The organism is Cyanobacterium sp. uoEpiScrs1, from assembly GCF_947331815.1.
Lineage (GTDB): Bacteria > Cyanobacteriota > Cyanobacteriia > Cyanobacteriales > Microcystaceae > Rippkaea.
On the sequence record NZ_OX373462.1, the window covers coordinates 592,809 to 613,628 of the forward strand.

At 33.2% G+C, this 20,820-nt stretch carries 13 protein-coding genes; 7 read left to right on the plus strand and 6 right to left on the minus strand.

Annotated elements, in window-relative coordinates:
• Together aroH and OXU93_RS02115 are read left to right on the plus strand one after the other, a co-directional pair.
• Window positions 1–384: a chorismate mutase gene (aroH, locus tag OXU93_RS02110; protein ID WP_267384190.1), complete on the plus strand. Its 384-nt coding sequence runs from the start codon at window positions 1–3 to the stop codon at window positions 382–384.
• Between the two features lie 587 nt (window positions 385–971).
• Window positions 972–1,241, plus strand: a complete 270-nt coding sequence (locus tag OXU93_RS02115; RefSeq protein WP_267384191.1) for a hypothetical protein — start codon at window positions 972–974, stop codon at window positions 1,239–1,241.
• Between the two features lie 156 nt (window positions 1,242–1,397).
• On the opposite strand, the gene rodA is transcribed toward OXU93_RS02115, so the two are convergent.
• The 4 genes from rodA to OXU93_RS02135 all read right to left on the minus strand — a co-directional run bounded on the left by rodA (window position 1,398) and on the right by OXU93_RS02135 (window position 5,998).
• A complete protein-coding gene (gene rodA, locus OXU93_RS02120) occupies window positions 1,398–2,648 on the minus strand; it encodes a rod shape-determining protein RodA (RefSeq protein WP_267384193.1) in 1,251 nt (416 codons plus the stop codon).
• A gap of 38 nt (window positions 2,649–2,686) precedes the next feature.
• On the minus strand, window positions 2,687–3,748 hold the full coding sequence (locus OXU93_RS02125; protein ID WP_267384194.1) for an Mrp/NBP35 family ATP-binding protein: 1,062 nt from the start codon (window positions 3,746–3,748) through the stop codon (window positions 2,687–2,689).
• A gap of 814 nt (window positions 3,749–4,562) precedes the next feature.
• On the minus strand, window positions 4,563–5,156 hold the full coding sequence (locus OXU93_RS02130) for a PAP/fibrillin family protein (RefSeq protein WP_267384195.1): 594 nt from the start codon (window positions 5,154–5,156) through the stop codon (window positions 4,563–4,565).
• Between the two features lie 95 nt (window positions 5,157–5,251).
• Complete coding sequence (locus tag OXU93_RS02135; RefSeq protein WP_267384196.1) at window positions 5,252–5,998, minus strand: phycocyanobilin:ferredoxin oxidoreductase; 747 nt, start codon at window positions 5,996–5,998, stop codon at window positions 5,252–5,254.
• A 236-nt stretch (window positions 5,999–6,234) separates the two neighbouring features.
• Here OXU93_RS02135 and tatA point away from each other — a divergent pair, with 236 nt between their 5' ends.
• Together tatA and eno are read left to right on the plus strand one after the other, a co-directional pair.
• Window positions 6,235–6,402, plus strand: coding sequence for a twin-arginine translocase TatA/TatE family subunit (gene tatA, locus OXU93_RS02140; RefSeq protein ID WP_267384197.1), 168 nt, complete (start codon window positions 6,235–6,237; stop codon window positions 6,400–6,402).
• 1,036 nt (window positions 6,403–7,438) lie between these two features.
• The gene (gene eno / locus OXU93_RS02145; RefSeq protein WP_267384198.1) at window positions 7,439–8,728 is read left to right on the plus strand and encodes a phosphopyruvate hydratase; all 1,290 of its coding nucleotides are present in this window, start codon (window positions 7,439–7,441) and stop codon (window positions 8,726–8,728) included.
• A 306-nt stretch (window positions 8,729–9,034) separates the two neighbouring features.
• Here eno and OXU93_RS02150 read toward each other — a convergent pair whose 3' ends face one another.
• The gene (locus OXU93_RS02150; RefSeq protein WP_267384200.1) at window positions 9,035–11,470 is read right to left on the minus strand and encodes a transglycosylase domain-containing protein; all 2,436 of its coding nucleotides are present in this window, start codon (window positions 11,468–11,470) and stop codon (window positions 9,035–9,037) included.
• Between the two features lie 1,643 nt (window positions 11,471–13,113).
• Between OXU93_RS02150 and fumC the strand changes: the two genes are divergently transcribed.
• The 3 genes from fumC to OXU93_RS02165 all read left to right on the plus strand — a co-directional run bounded on the left by fumC (window position 13,114) and on the right by OXU93_RS02165 (window position 18,919).
• Window positions 13,114–14,508, plus strand: a complete 1,395-nt coding sequence (fumC, locus tag OXU93_RS02155; protein ID WP_267384201.1) for a class II fumarate hydratase — start codon at window positions 13,114–13,116, stop codon at window positions 14,506–14,508.
• 1,643 nt (window positions 14,509–16,151) lie between these two features.
• Window positions 16,152–17,294, plus strand: coding sequence for a DNA replication/repair protein RecF (recF, locus tag OXU93_RS02160; RefSeq protein WP_267384202.1), 1,143 nt, complete (start codon window positions 16,152–16,154; stop codon window positions 17,292–17,294).
• Window positions 17,295–17,572: 278 nt separating this feature from the next.
• Entirely contained in the window at window positions 17,573–18,919 is a 1,347-nt protein-coding gene (locus OXU93_RS02165) for a BRCT domain-containing protein (RefSeq protein ID WP_267384203.1), read from the plus strand.
• Between the two features lie 533 nt (window positions 18,920–19,452).
• Here OXU93_RS02165 and OXU93_RS02170 read toward each other — a convergent pair.
• Window positions 19,453–20,601, minus strand: coding sequence for a class I SAM-dependent methyltransferase (locus OXU93_RS02170; RefSeq protein ID WP_416378778.1), 1,149 nt, complete (start codon window positions 20,599–20,601; stop codon window positions 19,453–19,455).
• Window positions 20,602–20,820 lie beyond the last annotated feature (219 nt).

Below are 20,820 nucleotides of genomic sequence, written 5' to 3' on the forward strand. Positions count from 1 at the left end.
GTGAATTGCAAAGTGCGGGGTATTCGAGGAGCAACCACAGTATCAGACAATACAAAAGAAGAGATAAAGGATGCTGTGAACGAATTACTTGAGGCAATCGAAATCCGCAATCAACTTAATCCCGAAGATATAGTCAGTGCGACTTTTACTACTACTAAGGATCTTGACGCCATTTTTCCAGCGGCGATCGCTCGTCAACGTCCACATTGGGACAATGTTCCTTTATTAGATTTGCAACAAATGCACGTGGAAGGAAGTTTAAAAAGATGTATTCGGGTTTTAATTCACTTTAACACCTCAAAACCTCAGGTAGAAATCTACCATTCTTATTTAAGAGATGCTAGTCATCTTCGTCCCGACTGGCATTTTATGAAATTGGGATGAGATTTTTCTATTAAATTTATAATAAATTCACATGGAAGAAAGCTTAAAAAGATGTATTTTGGTGTCAAAGTATATCAATACTCCAAAGTATCAAATAAGCATATATCATTACTTATTTACGAAATACTTGTTACTTAACGGTTTTTCCTGATTTTTTCTATTTATATAAGCTGTTAGCATGGACGGTAGTGAGCGTCATTCTGTACTAGAATGGCATGCTATGATGTTTTGTATGTTTTTTAGAGAAACCTTCAGATCCAGTCGAAACTTATATTAAAAAAACATAAAAGAAAGGGCAGGTGGGAACTTCTAATTGGGCGGTACGAAAAATTTAGTATTATTAACCCAATATCTGTGGCATTATTGCCTTGGAAAAAGATAAGTCTCAAGCTTGCGATGTAGCCAGTATTATTTTTATAGTGCAGATTATTTACTTATTTTACTCATAAATCTATCTCATAAATTAAATACAAAAAGATAAAAGTTTTCATTTATTTAAACAGATGAAGCTTACTTAGGATAAGTTTTAATATAAAGTTCGTGAACTTATTTTATATTTATAATGAGTTATAGTTAAAGTTATAGATATGAAACAAACAACAATAAAACAACAACAAGTTACCTACTCGAATTTACCGTTAGCAGTATATCGAGAATTAGCAGCTCATTTGCAACAAGTTAAAGGGGTAACCACTGAGTTAATTCCCCAACAATTAAAACAGTTTGATTATACTCAAAGTCAAGTAAAAACTTTAATAATACATTATACTAGTTCTCTTGATACCCTGAAAAAATACCAGATACAAATGATCTTAGACTATTATGCTAAAATATACGGCAAATATGAGCTAAGGTAGTTAAATGGCTACTTTGAAGAATCTTTTGCTACTCAGTTGTTTTTAGGTAAAAGGATATTAAGTGAATTTATTTTTAAAATACATTTGTTTTATTTATTGAATGAAGGGTATTGAAGTATATTCATTAAATAAAAGTCAATAGCTTTTATTTAAAAACTAAGACCTTTTATTACTACGATAATTAGCTACAGATTCTACTAAACCTAGAGCAATAAAGTTAGTTAGCAAGGAAGATCTACCATAACTTAACCATGGCAAAGGGATACCCGTGATAGGAGCTAAACCTACCGTCATACAAATATTGACAACAACCTGAAACGAGATCATTGATAAAACTCCAATAGCTAATAAAGACCCGAAGTTTTCTTTAGCTTGACAAGCAATAACTACTAATCGAAAACAAATTAACCAAAAGGCAAACAAAACACAAATACTACCAATAAAACCGAACTCCTCTCCGACAGCCGCGAAAATAAAATCAGTATGTTGTTCAGGAATAAAATTTAGTTGGGTTTGAGTCCCTTTATGTAGTCCCCGTCCCCATAATTCTCCTGAGCCAATAGCAATTCGGGACTGAATCAACTGATAGCCCCCACCGAGTGGATTTTTTTCTGGTTCTAAAAAAAGAGTTAAACGATCCTTTTGATAATCTTGGAGTAGTTTCCACAACATACCGCTCAACTGCCCTGCTGCTATATTAACAGCGACTGCTCCCATGCTAAAAACAAAACGCAAGGGCAAAGTAAACCAAGCAATTAAACCCATAATCACTACCCAAATAATCCAACCCAACGGCAATATATTGACTAATATTGCAGAAATTAGGGGAGATAGAATTAAAATGAGCCATCCTGGGTGCATGTTTGCCCAATACAACATTCCTAAGGTAATTGCGGTGAAAACTAATCCTGTACCTAAATCTGGTTGTAACATGATCAGTATCAAAGGAACCGCCATTACTGCGAAAATTCTTAAGACAGTTGAGATTGTTGTTGCTTGTTTTTCGTGCAAAAGAGCACTTAAGGTAATAATCAGACCGACCTTTGCAAATTCTGAAGGTTGAATGTTAAAGCTACCAATACTAATCCAACTTTGCGCCCCATTAGCTGCTACTCCAATGATAATCACCGCGATGAGAGAAATATTGGTGATAGTGTAAGTTACCCAATGTAACTGTATAAGGGGGTCATATCTCCAACAGGCCAATATCAAAGTAATCATTAACCCTATTAATCCAAATACCCAATGTTGCCACCAGTCTACCGATCCTTCTAGAAGTTCGGTACTGCGGATCATCAACCCTCCTACACTAGTTAAACCTACAACTAAAAATATTAACAGCCAATCAACTTTGGCTAAGTTATATAACCAGAAAGGTAAACGTCGTTTTTTAGCAAGTCTAGGCATTATCTAGGATAACTCCCCGTTTGAAATAATTTTTTAACTTAGGTTAAGGCTGCTACCGATACCTTTGCAGCAATTTGTTGAGCAATTGAGGTCAATACTTTAGCAGAAACCGATTCAGGGGCAGCCTTAACAATCGGAATTCCTTGATCTCCTCCTTCACGTAAGGCAATTTCGAGAGGAATACAGCCAAGTAAGGGGATATTTAATTCTATAGAAGCCTTTTCTCCACCACCTGAACCAAAGATATCATAAGTGCGATTAGGTAGGTCAGGAGGGATAAAATAGCTCATATTTTCCACCAATCCCAGGACATTAACCCCTAATTGTTGAAACATTCTTAGCCCACGACGAGCATCTAATAAAGATACTGTTTGAGGAGTAGTAACAATAACAGCGCCTGCCATAGGAACTGCTTGGGCGAGAGTTAATTGAGCATCTCCAGTTCCCGGGGGCATATCTACAACTAAATAATCTAAAGTTCCCCAACTGAATTGATAGAGAAATTGACGAATAATGCCATTTAGCATTGGACCACGCCAGATAACGGGTTGATCAGTATCAATTAAAAAGCCCATGGATACTATTTTTACTCCATGATTAAAGGCAGGCTCTGGTACTTCCCCATGGGACATATGTTCTATCTTAAATCCTGCGTCGGCTAATCCTAACATAATCGGAGTATTAGGACCGTAAATGTCAGCATCTAGCAAACCAACTTTTGCTCCTGTTTGAGCTAAAGCAACAGCTATATTCACCGCAACGGTGCTTTTACCGACACCTCCTTTCCCACTCGAAATAGCAATAATATTTTTGATTCCGGCGACGTGTTGTTGACTTGGTAACATTTTTTGTTGAGGAATTTCGGCCGTTACTTTTACTTCAACAGTTGTTACTCCTGGTAACTGTTTAATAGCTTTTTGGCAATCCTTAACGATAAATTCTTTTAAAGGACAAGCCGGAGTAGTTAAAACCAGAGTAAAACTGACTCGGGAGCCATCAATAATTACATTACGAATCATATTTAAGTCTACTAAACTCTTTTGGAGTTCAGGATCTTGAATTGGACGCAAGACTTCTAAAACCGATTGGGTATCAAACATTGTAATTTCAAGTTCTCCTTATAAGGCAATGTTAAATTTTCTCATGCTGCATCTATGAAAATGTTAACGGTTTTAGAGGTAAAGATGTTTAATGCTAAGAAGTAGACGAGCGTAAATAAGTAGGGATTGAAAGGAAGAGTCAAAAATTTAAAATATTAGCAGAGTTAAATAAGAATAAATATACTTTATCTAAAAAGCGAGAAGAATCAAGCATAAGAATAAAGGAGATCAGGTACATAAAACGTTTTTGATTTTCTTAACAACGCACGGATTAAATAAAAAGACGATTTATGTTTAAATAATTTTCAATAAAATACTGTAGAGTATAAGAAATATTAATTGATTTAGAAAAAGATGGCTTATATTTTTTGCTAAAAAATTACTGTCTATTTTAATAAAATAATAACGGAAGGTATCAATAACAAATTAAAGTTAATTGAAACGATAATTTATTAATCAGCCAATTCCAACTTTAATTTATTGTTTATTTGGGCTACTAGTTAATTCTATATCATCATTTTAGTACAAGCAGATTAGCTAATATAGTCTTTCTATCTAAGAATTTTTCTGAGGATCAGAGCAAAAAACATTTAGTTAAGTGAAGTAAAAAAAATTTATAAAAGAACACAAGCTAAAGTTAGCTTTACAAGGAAGATGAATATGAATTTATAATATAAATTATTAACTATTGATTTATATTATTCTGGTTAGAAGAGCCTAAATTTATTCCAGAATAAATATCAAAATATTGGCAATCAACATAAAAAATATATCTATTTAATATATATAAAAATAATTTAAAACTCAAAATCATCTAAATCCCTTTCTCTTTGGATAAGATAAATATATTTCCTTCATTCCCTCTTCCTACCCGAAGATCATCATCTAAATAAGTAATTTCTAACCATCCCTGTTGTTCTTGACTTTCGAGGCTAAAGTCTAGAGGAAAAAACTTTTTTCCTATTTCAATATCTTCAATTAATTGGCTAGGTGATTGATATCCTAATAACCTTTGAGAACCAATAATATAACGTTCAAAATTAACATTAATTCGTTTATCAGAAACAACTTTAAACTTAGCCATGACACCTACTAGTCCTTCTAAAAGAGGAACTCCAATAATTTCAGCAATATTGTAAAGTTTTCCGTCAGCCATGCGTATACATTGATAAATTTGTCCTAATTGCAATACAGGAAAGCGACCCAATCCTAAAATTCTCTTACTTGTGGTATAAAGTAACCGCCAATTCCCATCAAGTAATTCTTTTGCTCCTAGGGTTTGAGGAATGGGATTATGATCTTCTAACTGTTCTAAGGCTGAGAGAACTCTTACCCGATCTATTTCTGTTGCTAATAAACCTCTATTTTTTCCTGCAATAGCTTCTAATAGTCTGGCTTTCTCATTCATTCTAAAATACTTCCTTTAATGAATTCTCCGTAGGAAACCATGGGCTTTTAATTAAAAACTCCTACTGCTGTCCCTAAAGAGACAGTGGTAGGAGTTTATTTATCTTGAGGAGGTGAGTCAAACAATACTTGAGTCATATATTTATTAGCCCATTTTTTACCAAAAACTTTTTCTAGGACTCGACGGGTTTTATCATTTTGTTGTTGCTTTGCACAATAGTAATGCTGTCCGGCTAAGTTAGACATTTGCTGTCTACTTGAAACAGTTTTAGAATCTATCGCAGTTTGACAGTGAATCCTCAAAAATTCAACCACACGGGATAAGAATTGAGTTTCTTCCTCTCGGTCAGTTGGACGAATAAATAAACAATAGTCAGAGAAAATATCGCCCCACTCGGGTAATCCACGAGATTTAGAAAACTTCAAGACGGGTGATTTGGATAGAGCTTGGTGGTATTCCGAAGAAAGAGTTAGTTCTTGGTTAGCAGGAGACAAATCTACGATTGCCGTATTTATTCCTTTAGGACTCGCTACTATATCACAACCGAACATAGGTAGGGAATAACTCGGATGAGGAAACATCACACAATGAAGAATATTTAATTCCGATCCCACTTTTGCTAGCTCCAAATGAAGTTTACGGAACTGAGAAGTTTTATAGCATCGATTTTCAATCACTACTTCTTTCCCCTCAAGTTTTCCTTCTAAAAATTCTAACCCGTCGGGTAGTTCGTAGGAGACTAAAGATAAATACTGTTCCCAATGACATTGAATAACATCAGCGAGTAGTCGTATCAAGGGATTGAGTTGGGAGCGAAGAGAACCTGGTGAAATGTTTAGCATACTGCCTACTAGCTAAGATTTTCGGATAGTTGGTAATAAATACTGCACAAGGTAAGATTTATCCAAGCAATTTTTCACTAGCCTCAAACTCAATTATTGCAGCCTTAGCTATTCTAGCATTATGTTAAGACGTTAATCTGATATTATTCTTTAGAATTTAATGTTTTTCTAGTATAAAATAGTAGAAGCAATTTGTTAATTAAACATAATCGATTGTTGCAGTATCTGGAGAAAATATGTTTGGATTGGGATGGACAGAAGTAATAGTTGTTATCGTTGTTGCTTTATTAATTTTTGGACCTAAAAAAATACCTGAAATTGGTTCTGTTTTTGGGAAAACACTACGAGAATTTAAAGATAGTATAAATGCCTCTGACGATGAGTATTCTAACGATAAAAGTTGAGTGTTGCCGTTAAATAACGAACATCAGCTATCGTAGCTGTGGGCTGATTGTTATTAGTTAACTGAACTTAAATATTAAACTAAATCTTAAATAAGAGTTTAATGGTTTAGATTATATTTCTGATATGTGTATTATGATAATATATATATCAGAAATATAATTTTTTAGGTTTCTTCTTGACAACAAGGTATAAAAACAATTTAGACTAGACAACTATGTTTATCTCATTTTTGAGAAGTGAAGGACACTGATGAATAAGCCTTCATAGTCATTCAACTAAACTAGTGCGACTACGGACGGTTATGGTTTTATTTACTAAGCTAAAATAGTTAATATTCCTGTGTATCGTCAAAATTTATATATATAGTGTATTTGAGGAGTTAATCAAAAGGAACTGGAATGGAAGACTCTCTGTTTAATTACTATCTTGAAATTAGAAAAATACAAACTAGTAAGACAAATTTATTAGCCGTACCCTGTCTATGAATCGCATTGCCGACAATACTGGATCAGTTTCATGAAATTAAATTAATATCAACGTATAAATTAAAAAATAATTGAAATGTCACTAGGTCTCCACTATCAATACAGACTCAGTGGTAATTTAAACAAACTTTGAAAGTACTATCAATGAATTGATTATTAACTGAAATCTAAAAAAGAAGTAATCTAATTTGTAGTTTAAAGGTTTGAAATAATTGACAATATTGATTCAGCTATTATAAATTTAATGGCTGCCAATGACCTTATTTGTGATTAATAGTACTTAAGTTCTAATCTAAAAACTGGAATTTTCCATAATAGACTTTAAAATATTTGGCAACAAGTTTAGAAGGCAAATCATTTGTTTGAACGTATTGTTAGAATGGGGGTGCGATTAGAGTCGAGTCTTGATAAGGTAAATGTGGCGATTGTGGAAAGACAATTCTAGAGAATGACTAGAAAAGTGTTCTTTATTTTTGATAAAAATAGCTATATTGTCAGGATACATCTTACCGAATAATCAGATTTCTCCATTACTGGACAGACTTAACTTATGTTAAACAAACCTGAAGTTCTCATTGAAGCTATTACCGCTAGAGAGATTTTAGACTCTCGTGGTCGCCCCACCATCGAAGCAGAAGTGCTTCTCGACACAGGTGCATTTGGTATCGCTCAAGTACCTAGTGGAGCATCAACAGGTAGTTTTGAAGCTCACGAATTACGGGATGATGACTATAACCGCTATGGTGGTAAAGGGGTACTAAGCGCTGTCCGTAACGTTAAAGAGAAAATTGCACCCCAATTATTGAATACCAATGCATTCGATCAAACTTCTATTGATCAGAAGATGATTGATTATGATGGGTCTTCTAATAAAAAAGAATTGGGAGCTAATGCTATTCTCTCAGTTTCTTTAGCAACGGCTAAAGCAGCAGCAGCTGAATTACAGATACCTCTTTATCGTTATTTAGGAGGTCCTTTAGCTAATGTTATACCCGTCCCCATGATGAATGTCCTTAACGGGGGCTCCCATGCAGATAATAATGTTGATTTCCAGGAATTTATGGTGATGCCCATTGGGTCTGACTCTTTTAAGGAAGGGTTACGTTGGGGAGCTGAAGTTTTCGCGACCCTAAGTAAAGTTCTCAAAGAACGTAATTTATTGTCTGGCGTAGGGGATGAAGGAGGTTATGCTCCTGACCTTAAATCAAATCAAGAAGCCTTAGATTTACTGATTGAAGCCATTGAACGTGCAGGATATAAGCCTGGAGAACAAATAGCTTTAGCTATGGACGTGGCTTCGAGTGAGTTCTATAAAGATGGACAATATATCTATGACGGGTCAGCCCATTCTCCCCAGGAGTTCGTTAAGTATTTGACTAAATTAGCGGATCAATATCCTATTATATCCATTGAGGATGGTCTGCAAGAAGAAGACTGGGATCACTGGAAACTTCATACTGATTCTTTGGGGTCTCGCATTCAATTAGTGGGAGATGATTTGTTTGTTACCAACATCACTCGTTTACAGAGAGGAATTGATATAGGAGTTGCTAATTCTATTTTGATTAAACTCAACCAAATTGGAACCCTCACCGAAACACTGGAAACTATTGCATTAGCAACCCGTAAAAAGTACAGTTCAGTGATTAGTCACCGTTCGGGGGAAACTTCAGACACCACTATTGCCGACTTAGCTGTAGCCACTCGTGCTGGGCAGATTAAAACTGGTTCTTTGTGCCGTAGTGAACGGGTTGCTAAATATAATCGATTGTTACGTATTGAAGAAGAGTTAGGTGATCATGCATTTTATGCGCCTAGAGTTGGTTTAGGACCTCAATAAACACTTAAGTGACTTAGAGTGTGATTTATTTAAGAACAAACCCACTTCGAAAGGTGGGTTTGTTCTTAAATATCAGTTTTTATACTTAAAAAATATACACAAAAAATATATCAAATAGATTTACCAATGTAATACCTTAAACTTATAGAAGTGTAGAGTATATTAGTGTGGTGCTATATACCAAAATATATTTTGGTGTATTAGAGTATAAAAAATATAAATCAGCAAAAAACTTGTTTTTGCTTAATCTAATTTACTCATTAATGTTTTGTACGGGTTAAATTTTCTGATTCCTAACCCAGATGGTTAATTAGTTTTACGTGACGCAGGGGGAGCCGGAAGTACGAATTCAGTCTTAGGAGTAGGAGTAAGCTTTTTAGCCGCACTAGGAGCAGCAAGAGAATTAGGAACAGGGGATGTAGCTTGAACAGAGGACGGAGTTTGGGATGTGACTGCTGTTTGTGAGGAAGTACTCGATGGGGTAGCTGACTGAGCCTTTGTCTTAGTTGAAGCAGCTTGTTGAGAATTAATGTAAGCGCGCTGACGGTGAATTACAGTTTGTTTCCTGCGATGGTTGCTAACCATAGACCTTGAACGTGATGATCTAGACCTTGTAGCCACTGTATCTGATTTATTTTTCGGGCTAATGGGTTCAGCCTTAATAATTGGTTTACGTCCTTTTATATTAGGAACAAGAGGAAAGGACTCAATAGGGGTATCTTTGACGACTTCTTGCATAAATTCTTTCCAAATACCCGCAGCCGTAGTACTTGATCCTCTGGTGGGACGATTATCATCGTTGCCTAACCATACCCCCGCTGTTAACTGAGGAATATAGCCAATAAACCATAAGTCTCTGGCTTTATCAGAGGTTCCTGTTTTTCCTGCTACCGGTCGCTTTTCTAGCTGAGCAGAGGAGCCGGTTCCCCCAGTCACTACTCCCTGTAGCATAGAAGTCATCACAGCAGTAGTGTCGGAATCGATCACTCCTTTAGGAGGAAATTTAGCTTGGTATAGAATCTGTCCACGGCGATCAAGAACACGGTCGATACCGTAAGCGCGTTGATGGACACCGAGATTAGCTAAAGTCCCATAAGCACTGGTTAATTCTAGTAAATTAACTTCCCAGGCTCCTAATGCTAGGGAATAAGTCGGTTTTAACTTCGATTTAATACCCATTTTTTTTGCAACTTCAATGATGGGATTCCATCCTACTTTCACCAATGTTTGAACTGCTACTACATTTAATGAAGATGCGAGGGCTTTACGAATGGAAACGGGAACGCCGCTATAGCGATCACCATAATTCTCTGGTCGATAACCGTCCACTATATAGGGGGAGTTTAGAAAGGTTTGGTCAGGCGAAAGTCCGGCAGCAATTGCAGCAGTATAGACAAACGTTTTAAAAGTAGACCCTGGTTGACGTTGAGCTTGAGTAACTCGATTATATTGATGATTTTTGTAGTCATCTCCCCCAACCATCGCTTTTATTTGTCCGTTACGCGGATCAACTGCTGTCAATGCTGCTTGTTTAAACCCTTGCCATGGGCCATATTCTGTTACGGCCTTTTCAACAGCGGCTTCAGCGGCTTCTTGCCATTGATTGTTGAGAGTGGTTTCGACCACAATTCCTCCTTGTTGCAGCACCTCTTTAGAGATGTATTTCGGTAGTTGAAGTTGAATATAATCAGTGAAATAGGGCGCTTTTCGTTGTAGCCGTTTTGGTTTATTTGGTTTTAGAATAATAGGCTCAGCAATTGCTTTTTTTGCTTGAGAAGTATTAATAAATCCCTTGAGTTTCATTCGTTGTAATACGAGATTTCGACGCCCAATAGTAGCTGCCTTGTTCTGAATAGGGGAATAAACGCTGGGGGCGGGGACAATCCCTGCTAGGGTTGCAACTTCAGCTATAGTTAATTGATCAATGGGTTTACTGAAATAAACCCAAGCTGCATCGGCAATACCGTAGGCTCCCGAGCCTAAATAAACTAGATTAAGATAACGTTCTAAAATTTGGTCTTTAGTCAATTTTCTTTCTATTTTCTGAGCCAAACGCATTTCCTTGATTTTTCGGGTTATGTTAATTTCCTGATTCAAGAAAACAATGCGTGCTAGTTGTTGAGTGATTGTACTTCCCCCTTCCACTACTTCTCCTGCCAGTAAGTTGGAAAAAGCTGCACGAACAACTCCATGAATATCAACTCCTCGATGACTTTCAAAGCGATGATCTTCACTAGCAATGAATGCTTGAATAATAAGCTCAGGAATTTGCCAAATTTTTAGTTGCTCATGAGTAACTGGTCCTACTTCTTGAAGAATAATCCCGTCAGATGATTTAATAATCAAAGTTTGAGGAGGAGCATAGGTGAGAACATCCTCAATTGGTTCCATTATGCTATTTTCAAGTTGGTACATGCCATATCCTAAGACAATTGTGCCGCTGCTAGCTCCCAGCCCAATCCAAAATAATAGACAGAGCTTTGGATAATGGTTTATAGAGACTATTCGTTTAATAGCAACAATGGAGGTTTGGGATATTCTTTGATATAAACTAACTAGTTCAGGGAAACCCCCGAGAGTTTTTGCTAAAAAACTGATCTTAAGTTGGGTTTTGTTTTGACAAAACTTAATGTTATCAGAGTCATTTCCTGAATTTTGATTTAGTTTTTCAATATTGTTTGATTTTGGGTGCAAAACTTGGTCTATTTTATATCTAAACTTTAATACTAACTGATTAAACACGCTTACTCCTCAACAAATATTAATAACAAATATTATCTATATAGATAATACATAAATTTTTGTGTAATGGATTAGTTCTCGTAATCTATTTCAATTTGTCAGGTTGAATAGCAACATCATTTTCTGTTCATTAAATTCATATCTTTTAAGGTTTTTAATAAAGTAACACTCATATCTACAATAATATAATTTTCATAATTACCTAATATTTTAAAACGAAAATTAATAATAAATCTTGTTTATATGACACTCATAAACTATAGATATAACCTATAAGTTATATCTATAGTTTATTGCACATAATTAATATCAACAAAGACGAGTCTGTACTCTATTTTGTTTACTATATTTACCCAGTAATGTAGCTTTGATTTTTGTTAACTTACTGATTGATTATGCCAGACTTTAGTAGTAACTGAATTATCATGTGATTAGTTCCTCATAAAGATACCTATTACTATATTTGTTGAGTATAAAAATTATTTTGCAGAAAAACTATCTATCCGAACAGGAATAGTTATTTATCGTCGTAGTTGAGCTTTGTATACCTTATAGATTACAGTAAAAATAACATGGAATCTATAATAATCAAAATTATTTTATAATCCATACAAGCTAACTGACAGTATGTAAATTTCATTGATTTTATGTTGCAAATGAGAGAATTGAAGTTATACAATAAAGCTTTTTTAGCAAGACAATAAGAAATATTAATTTCTTCATAGTAACTATTATAAAAATAATTCTTTCCAAAAGAAACCGATGTTAGATTCAGGTAAATACAAATTATTTACTCATAGATAAACGTCTCTATTTCTACTTCATGGGCAGTGTAAATTAGTTAGGTTACTATCATCAAATTGTTGTGATATTAATTAGATAGGGAATTCTCCATTTAAGCTAATTACTTTTGTGTAGGTAGCGAAATAAATAATAATATATTGTTGATTAAATACATGTTGATAATTATAAGTATTATCTTCAACTAGTAATCTTAAATACTCAATATTTTCGTCAGAATAACGAAGTACCTAAAACTACTAAGTCTATTTCTCCTATCAAACTAACAAGTTCTTTAAAAGCTGTACTTAATTTTGTTTTGCTTTAGTCAAATAGCTGCGCAGCATATTGACTTCAGTCAGGAGAAGATGGCATTTATTGAACACAGTTTTCTTAGTTAAGATAAACGTAATCAGGAAAAAGATTGAGTAATTATCACATAGGATTAGTTTCTTCAATAACTATAACAAAATTGTCTAACACCGTAAACTTCGTATCTTTATTTGAATAAAAACTAACTTAGATAAGAAGTATTTTACACGGCGTCCTTTGAATTAGCTTTTAATTAGGTAGTGTTTCGGTTAGTCTGCAAGTAAATAATCGGATATTTTTTAATATTAAAACTAAGTTAATATCAATTACATGCATTGCTTTAATTTTTGTATTTATTGCTTTATAGTAAATGCTTAGAATAATAGTAAGTTACAGACTACACACTTATTAGCATTTTAATTCATAAAATTTATATTAAAATATTTGATAGATTCATTACAAAAGAGCAGCTCAGATTTTATAGCGGTAGATCTGGAGAATTATGGAGTGTTATATGATATGTATTTCAGAGTCATTTATGAAGAGATGGTATGCGAACTGAAATTGATAGTATAGGGGCTATTGAGGTCCCAGATGATTGTTACTGGGGAGCTCAGACTCAGCGCTCACTACGTTATTTTGCTATTGGACATGACATTATGCCTCCAGAAATGATTAGGGCTTTTGGTCTTCTGAAAAAGGCGGCAGCTAAGGTAAATTACGATTTAGGAAAATTGCCCTATGAGAAAGTTCTATTAATTACGCAAGCTGCAGATGAAGTCATTAGAGGTGACCTTGATTCCCACTTTCCTTTAAGTATTTGGCAAACAGGAAGTGGTACTCAAACCAACATGAATGTAAATGAAGTGATTGCTAACCGAGGGATTGAATTAGCGGGAGGTATTTTAGGGAGCAAATATCCTATTCATCCCAACGATCATGTTAACATGTCCCAGTCTTCCAATGATACTTTTCCTACAGCAATGCATATTGCTACAGTGGATAAAATTAAGTGTAATTTATTACCCATGGTGACCAAGTTACGAAATGCTTTGGCAAATAAAAAGGAGGAATTTGACGATATTATCAAAATTGGCAGAACTCACCTTATGGATGCAGTTCCTCTAAGTTTAGGACAGGAATTTTCAGGATATATTTCCCAACTTGATAAAAATATTGATCGCCTTCAACGCACTCTACCTGATTTGTATGAATTAGCTATTGGAGGAACGGCAGTAGGGACTGGGTTAAATACGCACCCATATTTTTCCCAACTGGTGGCGGATGAAATTGCTCAATTAACCAGTTTACCTTTTGTTTCTTCTCCCAACAAATTTGCCGCTTTAGCCTCTCATGATGCTATAGTAATGACTAGTGGAATTATTAAAACTTTAGCAGGTTCCCTGATGAAAATCGCTAACGATATTCGCTGGTTAGCATCAGGTCCTCGTTGTGGTTTGGGAGAATTAATATTACCAGTAAATGAACCAGGGTCTTCAATCATGCCAGGGAAAGTCAACCCCACACAATGCGAAGCAATGACCATGGTTTGTGTGCAAGTGATGGGCAATGATTCAGCTATAGGAATAGCAGGAAGTCAGGGTAATTTTGAGTTAAATGTTTTTAAACCCATGTTAATTTTTAATCTTCTCAACTCTATTCGATTATTAGCGGACGTTTGTTCTTCTTTTACAGATCATTTAGTTTTGGGTATTGAGCCTAACAGGTATCAAATTGAAGATTACTTAAATAATTCTCTAATGTTAGTAACTTCACTAAATCCTCATATCGGTTATGATAATGCAGCAAAAGTAGCTAAGAAAGCTTATGTTGATAAGATAACTTTAAAAGAAGCCTGCGTTAATTTGGGGTTTCTGTCTGCCGAAGAATTTGATTGCTTGGTTAATCCTAGAGATATGGCCTATCCTTCAGAAAATAAATCATAAGCTATCACAACATAGATATGATAACTATCGCCAATTGCTATCTTAAAATTATAAAATAAGGCAAAAATTTTTATGATCAAGAAAAAGAATACATCAAATTAGCCTATTTATCTATAAAAGTATTATTCTAATTTCTAAAAAGATGATCCAATTTTATTTGTTGTAATAATTAATGAGGCATATAAAATTTAATTTTTAACTATAAAAATGGAAAATTTTATAATATATTTGTCCAGCAAAGATTAGGATTAATAAAAGTATTATTTAACAAAATAAACACTTAGTTAAATATCTAAGATGCTTGGTAAAACACTGAGTGTTTAAACAGTTAGCTTCTCTATTTTTTAGTGCAATTTATATTTGTTTTTTAAGATACTGCTGGTATATTTACATTCTTATATTCATTGCAATAGTATTTATATACTTTAAAAAGCTTTTAATAATAGTTAATAGTGAAAAATTACTGTTCTTTATAAAAAGATATATGTATTATATATATATTGAATTGTTTTCATTTGTTTTTTATTAGCTAAGTCATGGCTAGTCAATATAAACAGTCTAATTTATATTAGTTATTTTAACAAAATTTTCTCAATTAAATAAATATTTTTTTAAAAAAATAAATAGTTTATATTCTATATACTTACTATTTAAGTCTACAATAAATTCATATAAAATGTATATATTTTTCGTTATTACTTTGATTGCAAGTGGTATATTTTTGATATTTGCTAAACCAAATATTTATTGACAACAACTACATTTTATATTTTTGTATTAAATTTATTAGCTTTATCTATTTGTTTTTTTAAATTTTTATTGTCACAGAATATATTCGTTTATATTTTTATATTTCATGATGACTAAATATTTGCTTACTAAATCATATATTTTAATGATAGTTAGCAAAAACATACTAGCTCTTATTTTCTCTAATTATTTTATGTAAACATTGTAAACTACAGTTTTTATATAAAATTAAATATATTTAATATCTGATATATTCACGTTATTGTTCTTATCTATAATAAAGTTTTTATTCTTAAAATTTTATTAACTTTATTTTTTTGTTTGAATCAATTAAATAAACCCCAAAAAATATTTATCATTCGTACGTTAAATATACTAACCTATCAAAACTTATATTTTATAAAAATTAAATTAATTCAATGGAAAAGGTAATTATTATTATGATTGTACTAGCAGAATAATATATTTATATCTAAGGAAATTTTTATAATAAAAACTAATAGTCAAGTATCTTAAAATAGAGCTATTGATTTAATTTTTAATATAAAATATAACTCAAAATAATAATTACTTAAACACTCAAAATATTACAGGTTAATATTTTATCAAAGTAACCCATCCCAAAGTCAAGCAATAATTTTTGATTATTATGGATTTTAAAAAATTGCGATAAAAGCTGATTCTAAATTGTCATTATAAATAAATTTTAAAATAAGGTTTTTCAATAAAACCTAAATTATAATGCGATGTTGTCTTTAATAAAATCAAAATTATTAATACTATTAATTTTTTATTTCCTGTATAGTTAAAAACCACGTTTAAAACAGAAGAGAAGAGTTACAATACATTATACTTATCCGCTACTATATATCCCTTTTTTTCTTGCCAGCAAAATGTACCTAAAAACCTTATATCTACATAATTTTCGGAATTATTTGGAGCAATCGGTTGAATTTGAGCAGCAAAAAACTATTTTGTTAGGAAATAATGCTCAAGGAAAGTCCAATATCCTTGAAGCAGTAGAATTATTAGCTACTCTCAAAAGTCATCGAACAAATCGTGATCGCGATTTAATTTTTGAAGGGAAAAAGACGGGGCAAATTTTGGGAAATATTGAACGAACCTACGGTAAATCGGATCTTAGTATTATTCTACGTTCTCCAGGAAGGCGGACCTTAAGCCTGAACCAAGAAAATTTACATCGTCATTTAGAATTTTTAGGAAGTATCAACGTGGTAGTGTTTTCCTCCTTAGACTTAGATTTAGTTAGAGGGTCTCCTGATGTCCGCCGAAGTTGGCTAGACACTCTATTAGTTCAACTAGAACCGATCTACACTCACATATTACATGAATACTATAAAGTTTTACGTCAACGAAATGCCCTGCTAAAAAAATTACGAAAAAAAGTTACTGGAGAGAAAATAGATGCCAATCCAGCGTTCCAGATATCTCAATTGTCCCTTTGGGATCAGCAATTGGTAGAGATTGGTTCACGGGTAACAAGACGAAGGGCTAGAGTAATAAAAAGACTAGTTTCTTTAGCTCAAACTTGGCATAAAAATATTAGTGGAAGACGAGAGTTCTTAGAAATTACTTATCTCCCTAATATTCTCTGTGATTCAGATGATCCAACCCAGGTTAAACAAGCATTCCTCGACAAGATAGAACAGCACCGTATTGCAGAACAACAATTAGGGACAAGCTTAGTAGGTCCTCATCGAGACGATGTGAGATTTACAATTAACCAAGCTTCTGCTAAATCTTCCGGGTCCCAAGGACAACAACGAACCCTTGTCTTGTCACTGAAATTATCTGAGCTCCAATTAATTGAAGAGGTGATAGGAGAATCGCCATTGTTATTACTTGATGATGTATTGGCTGAACTTGATCCGAACCGACAAAATCAACTGTTGGGGGCAATTCAAGGACGATTTCAAACCCTAATTACGACTACTCATTTACACTCTTTTAATGCTCAGTGGTTACAATCTTCTCAAATTCTTAAGGTAAAAGCTGGCAAAGTTAGTTTTTGTTAAAGGCTAATTCAGTAATTATTTTAAAATAATTAAATTGTAAAGATGTACTACAAAGTTATATTGTACAGCCCTCAAGAGCGTATTTTCAATTTTTTACGCTCTTACTTCTCTAGCCTCACCTTCTATTAAGATTTGTAAGATTTAATCTATTTACCTCATTTCTAGTATGACAGCCTGATATATATAGTAAGGATATAAGTAGGCCACATTGGCTTGACTAAAAGAATATCCTCTACATCAACAATTAGCCAGCGGCTGCTTTTATTAGGAGAAGTGATATGATGAATCGGTTAGTATACGAAATTGCCGCATTAATGCTTATTTTGGGTGCTTCTTGGGTTAACTATTGGCGACTTCGTCGCAATAGTATAAAACGGGAAGTAGAACTCGTTGACAAACAAAAACAGATCAAGCAAGAGAAAGAAACTCTACATGAGCAGCTAACTAGTGTTGTAATGTCTAACAAAAGGTTAACTGATAATCAAGAACACGTTCAGCATCAACTTAATGAAGTCTCTTGTCAACTTACTCGTCTGAAAGAAACTGAAAAGCAGATAGAACTTGATAAGAGTAATTTAGCTAGTGATTTAAAGGAAAAAAAGCAAGAGATTGCTACTTTAACAAAAGATTTGTATGATAATAAAAAACAATTTGTTTCTCTAGAAAACGATCTTAAAAAATCAGAGGAATTAAAACAAAAATTATGTATTGAAAAGCAAGAACAAGTTTCTTCTTTTCAACAGGAACTCAAGGGTTTACGTCAGGAAAAAGAGCAAACACTCAATACGTTACAAAAGGAATTAGAAAAAATTACTGATTTACAACAACAAGTAGATGATTTAACTCAAGAAAGGAAAAAACTTGGAGAGTTTCTCGCTGAAGAAAGTCAGCGAGTAGTTTTTTTTGAAAGACAGATTCAAGAATTAGCCAAGGAAAAAAATACTATACAAACTGATTTACAACGACAGGTAAAGAGCTTAACTCAAGAAAAAGAAACTTTTCAAGAAATTATAAATAAGGAACGTGAACAATTAACTACTTTGCAAAAACAAGCTAAAGAACAAGAGGTGTTAGGGCTTACCCTACAACAAAAAATGGATTATTTAATTCAAGAGAGAAAAGTTTTTGAGGAAAATATAAGCAAAGAACGCGAACAGGTGTCAAGTTTAGAGAACAAGATAAAAGAGTTAGAAGCGCAACAATTGAGTGTCAAAGATAATGTTACTAAATCTTACGATATTCTATCTCAATCAAAATTAGCATTAGAAGAAACTGAGGAAGTGGAGGTTAAGAAAAAATCTACTAAGGGAAATACACAGGAAAAAAAAGAGGATAAACAAAGCAAAGAAAGTTTGAGACAAGAAAATCTATTTGAAGGAAAAAAAATAGTTTTATTGGGCAATTTATCTCAAATGAATAGAGATGAGGCTAAGTTGTATATTCAAAAAGCTGGAGGAACTTTAACTAGCTCCCCCAGCTTAAAAACAAACTATGTTGTTGTGGGAAAAACTCCTGGTGATAAATTGAAAAAGGCTCAAAAGTTAGGTATCTATCAACTATCAGAGACTGAATTTATCGAACTACTTGAATCGGCTGGAGTTCATGTTGATCTTAATACTAAATAGTCAAGTAGAACTGGATGAGGTTATTGTTTGTCTTAATGAAATTACTAGACAAAATATCTACATCACAACACCATAATAAGTTGCATTATTATGGTGTTGTGATGTAATAGCCGATGAACAATTTTTAATGAGGATAGCAAAGTTGTTAATGGAAAAAATAAGTTGATTATCCTGTATATCTAACACATGAGCAATTAAGGTTAAATTTATATCGTTATAATTTATATTATATCTTTGGTAAAATCTTTATCAAATTGCCATCTTCAAGCAATCTCACCAGTTTTTGTTAAATGTAATTTCTTTTTTTTGAGCATTTATCTCATAAAGATGAGACTTCTGTTTTTGTTCTGGAAATAATTTTTAGGTTATGATCTTAATTTTGAAGTTTAATAAGTCTTAATAAATTAAAATATTTGCATGGTATTGATTACGATACAAATTAAATAATTGCATAAGTTAATAAGTATTGGCAGATTAAAAGTTAATAGTATAATTATCGGTATATAAAATAATTAACATCTGTGGTTAATTACTTACTGAAAACCTTTAAGTGGTCGTTTTTGTTCCTCTGGTGTCAGTCCTTTCCCTTGCAACAATACCCCAAATCCTCCTAGCCCCATGGGATCAATTAATTGGTGGAGGGTATCTCGACGTTTAATCACGTCAAGAAAACTATACTTACCTGTTGACAATGCTGACAGGCGAGTGCCCAATCCTAATCCCATTAAAAATAATCCTTGTTGAGTGAATTTTATAGTTTCTATGTTTAATAATTGCCCTTGTTTTTCTAGTGCAGTAAAGTTAGTGTGAGATGTAATATCTTGCTGCCCAATATTGACATAAGGATTATTATGATGACGGTGTTTATAATAACATTGCAACGTTCCTTTATGACGTTGAGGATGATAATATTTACTTGCAATATAGCCATAATCTATTGTCAGTAAATATCCCCTTTTTAACTTACCACATATTTTTTCTAACCAATCTAAAGCCCCTAAATTAACTTCTGTTCGGTAGTTTTCTGCATACCTGTTAGATTTTAAATTAATATCAATTAATTTAAAATACTCGATAATTCTTGTGGTTGACAAATCTGAGATTACTTCTTTGATTTTTCCTTCTGACTGCGTTACGTATATTTCTGTTAATTCTTTATTCTTAATAGTAATCAGATGAACTGGGAAAGCGTCGATTAGTTCGTTACTAAAAATACAACCAGTTATAGATAAGTCTTCAATTTCATCCCATGATTTCCACCTAACTTTATTTTCTTTACCAGTTAGACTAAGAATACTTTCTTGCTTCCTAATTAATCCTTGTGCTTCTTCAACGATGATATAGCTGATTATTTCATAGAAATTTGGATAATTATCATGTAAGTACTTTAAAATATCAGCGGCACACAAACCACTTCCTGCACCCACCTCTATTAAATTGAAAGTTTTGGGAGAACCTAGCAATTCCCACATTTCCAAAAATTGCTCAGCCAGTAATTCTCCAAAGTCTTCTCCCAAAGAAGAAGCTGTAAAAAAATCTCCCTGAGTTCCAATGTTTGCTCTTCCAGAGGAATAGTATCCTTCTTCGGGGTGATAAAGAGCCAGATTCATATAGTCAGCAAAAGTAATTTTTTGCTGAGGGGATTGTTCAATAGCTTCAATAATAGACTGCATAATCTCCAAAAAAATAAACCACGATTTTTAGAAAATGTTAAATACATTAAGTTAATTTAACATACTTAATGTATTAACTATTAAGTGCTAGTTGGATTTACCCAATATGTTGATAATTAACTCTTATTATTCTTAGATAAGTTATACTAAATTGGTGGACTACACATCAAACCCCTTTGGATTTATTAATTAACAAAAGGTTTACCCTTAATGAGCACCATCTAATAA

Bases quoted from the DNA above. Each gene is read 5' to 3' on its own strand.
- OXU93_RS02130 (WP_267384195.1), bottom strand. From the start codon at position 5,156: ATGAATGAGAAAGCCAGACTATTAGAAGCTATTGCAGGAAAAAATAGA.
- recF (WP_267384202.1), top strand. From the start codon at position 16,152: ATGTACCTAAAAACCTTATATCTACATAATTTTCGGAATTATTTGGAG.
- OXU93_RS02165 (WP_267384203.1), top strand. From the start codon at position 17,573: ATGATGAATCGGTTAGTATACGAAATTGCCGCATTAATGCTTATTTTG.
- eno (WP_267384198.1), top strand. From the start codon at position 7,439: ATGTTAAACAAACCTGAAGTTCTCATTGAAGCTATTACCGCTAGAGAG.
- rodA (WP_267384193.1), bottom strand. From the start codon at position 2,648: ATGCCTAGACTTGCTAAAAAACGACGTTTACCTTTCTGGTTATATAAC.
- tatA (WP_267384197.1), top strand. From the start codon at position 6,235: ATGTTTGGATTGGGATGGACAGAAGTAATAGTTGTTATCGTTGTTGCT.
- OXU93_RS02135 (WP_267384196.1), bottom strand. From the start codon at position 5,998: ATGCTAAACATTTCACCAGGTTCTCTTCGCTCCCAACTCAATCCCTTG.
- fumC (WP_267384201.1), top strand. From the start codon at position 13,114: ATGCGAACTGAAATTGATAGTATAGGGGCTATTGAGGTCCCAGATGAT.
- OXU93_RS02115 (WP_267384191.1), top strand. From the start codon at position 972: ATGAAACAAACAACAATAAAACAACAACAAGTTACCTACTCGAATTTA.
- OXU93_RS02125 (WP_267384194.1), bottom strand. From the start codon at position 3,748: ATGTTTGATACCCAATCGGTTTTAGAAGTCTTGCGTCCAATTCAAGAT.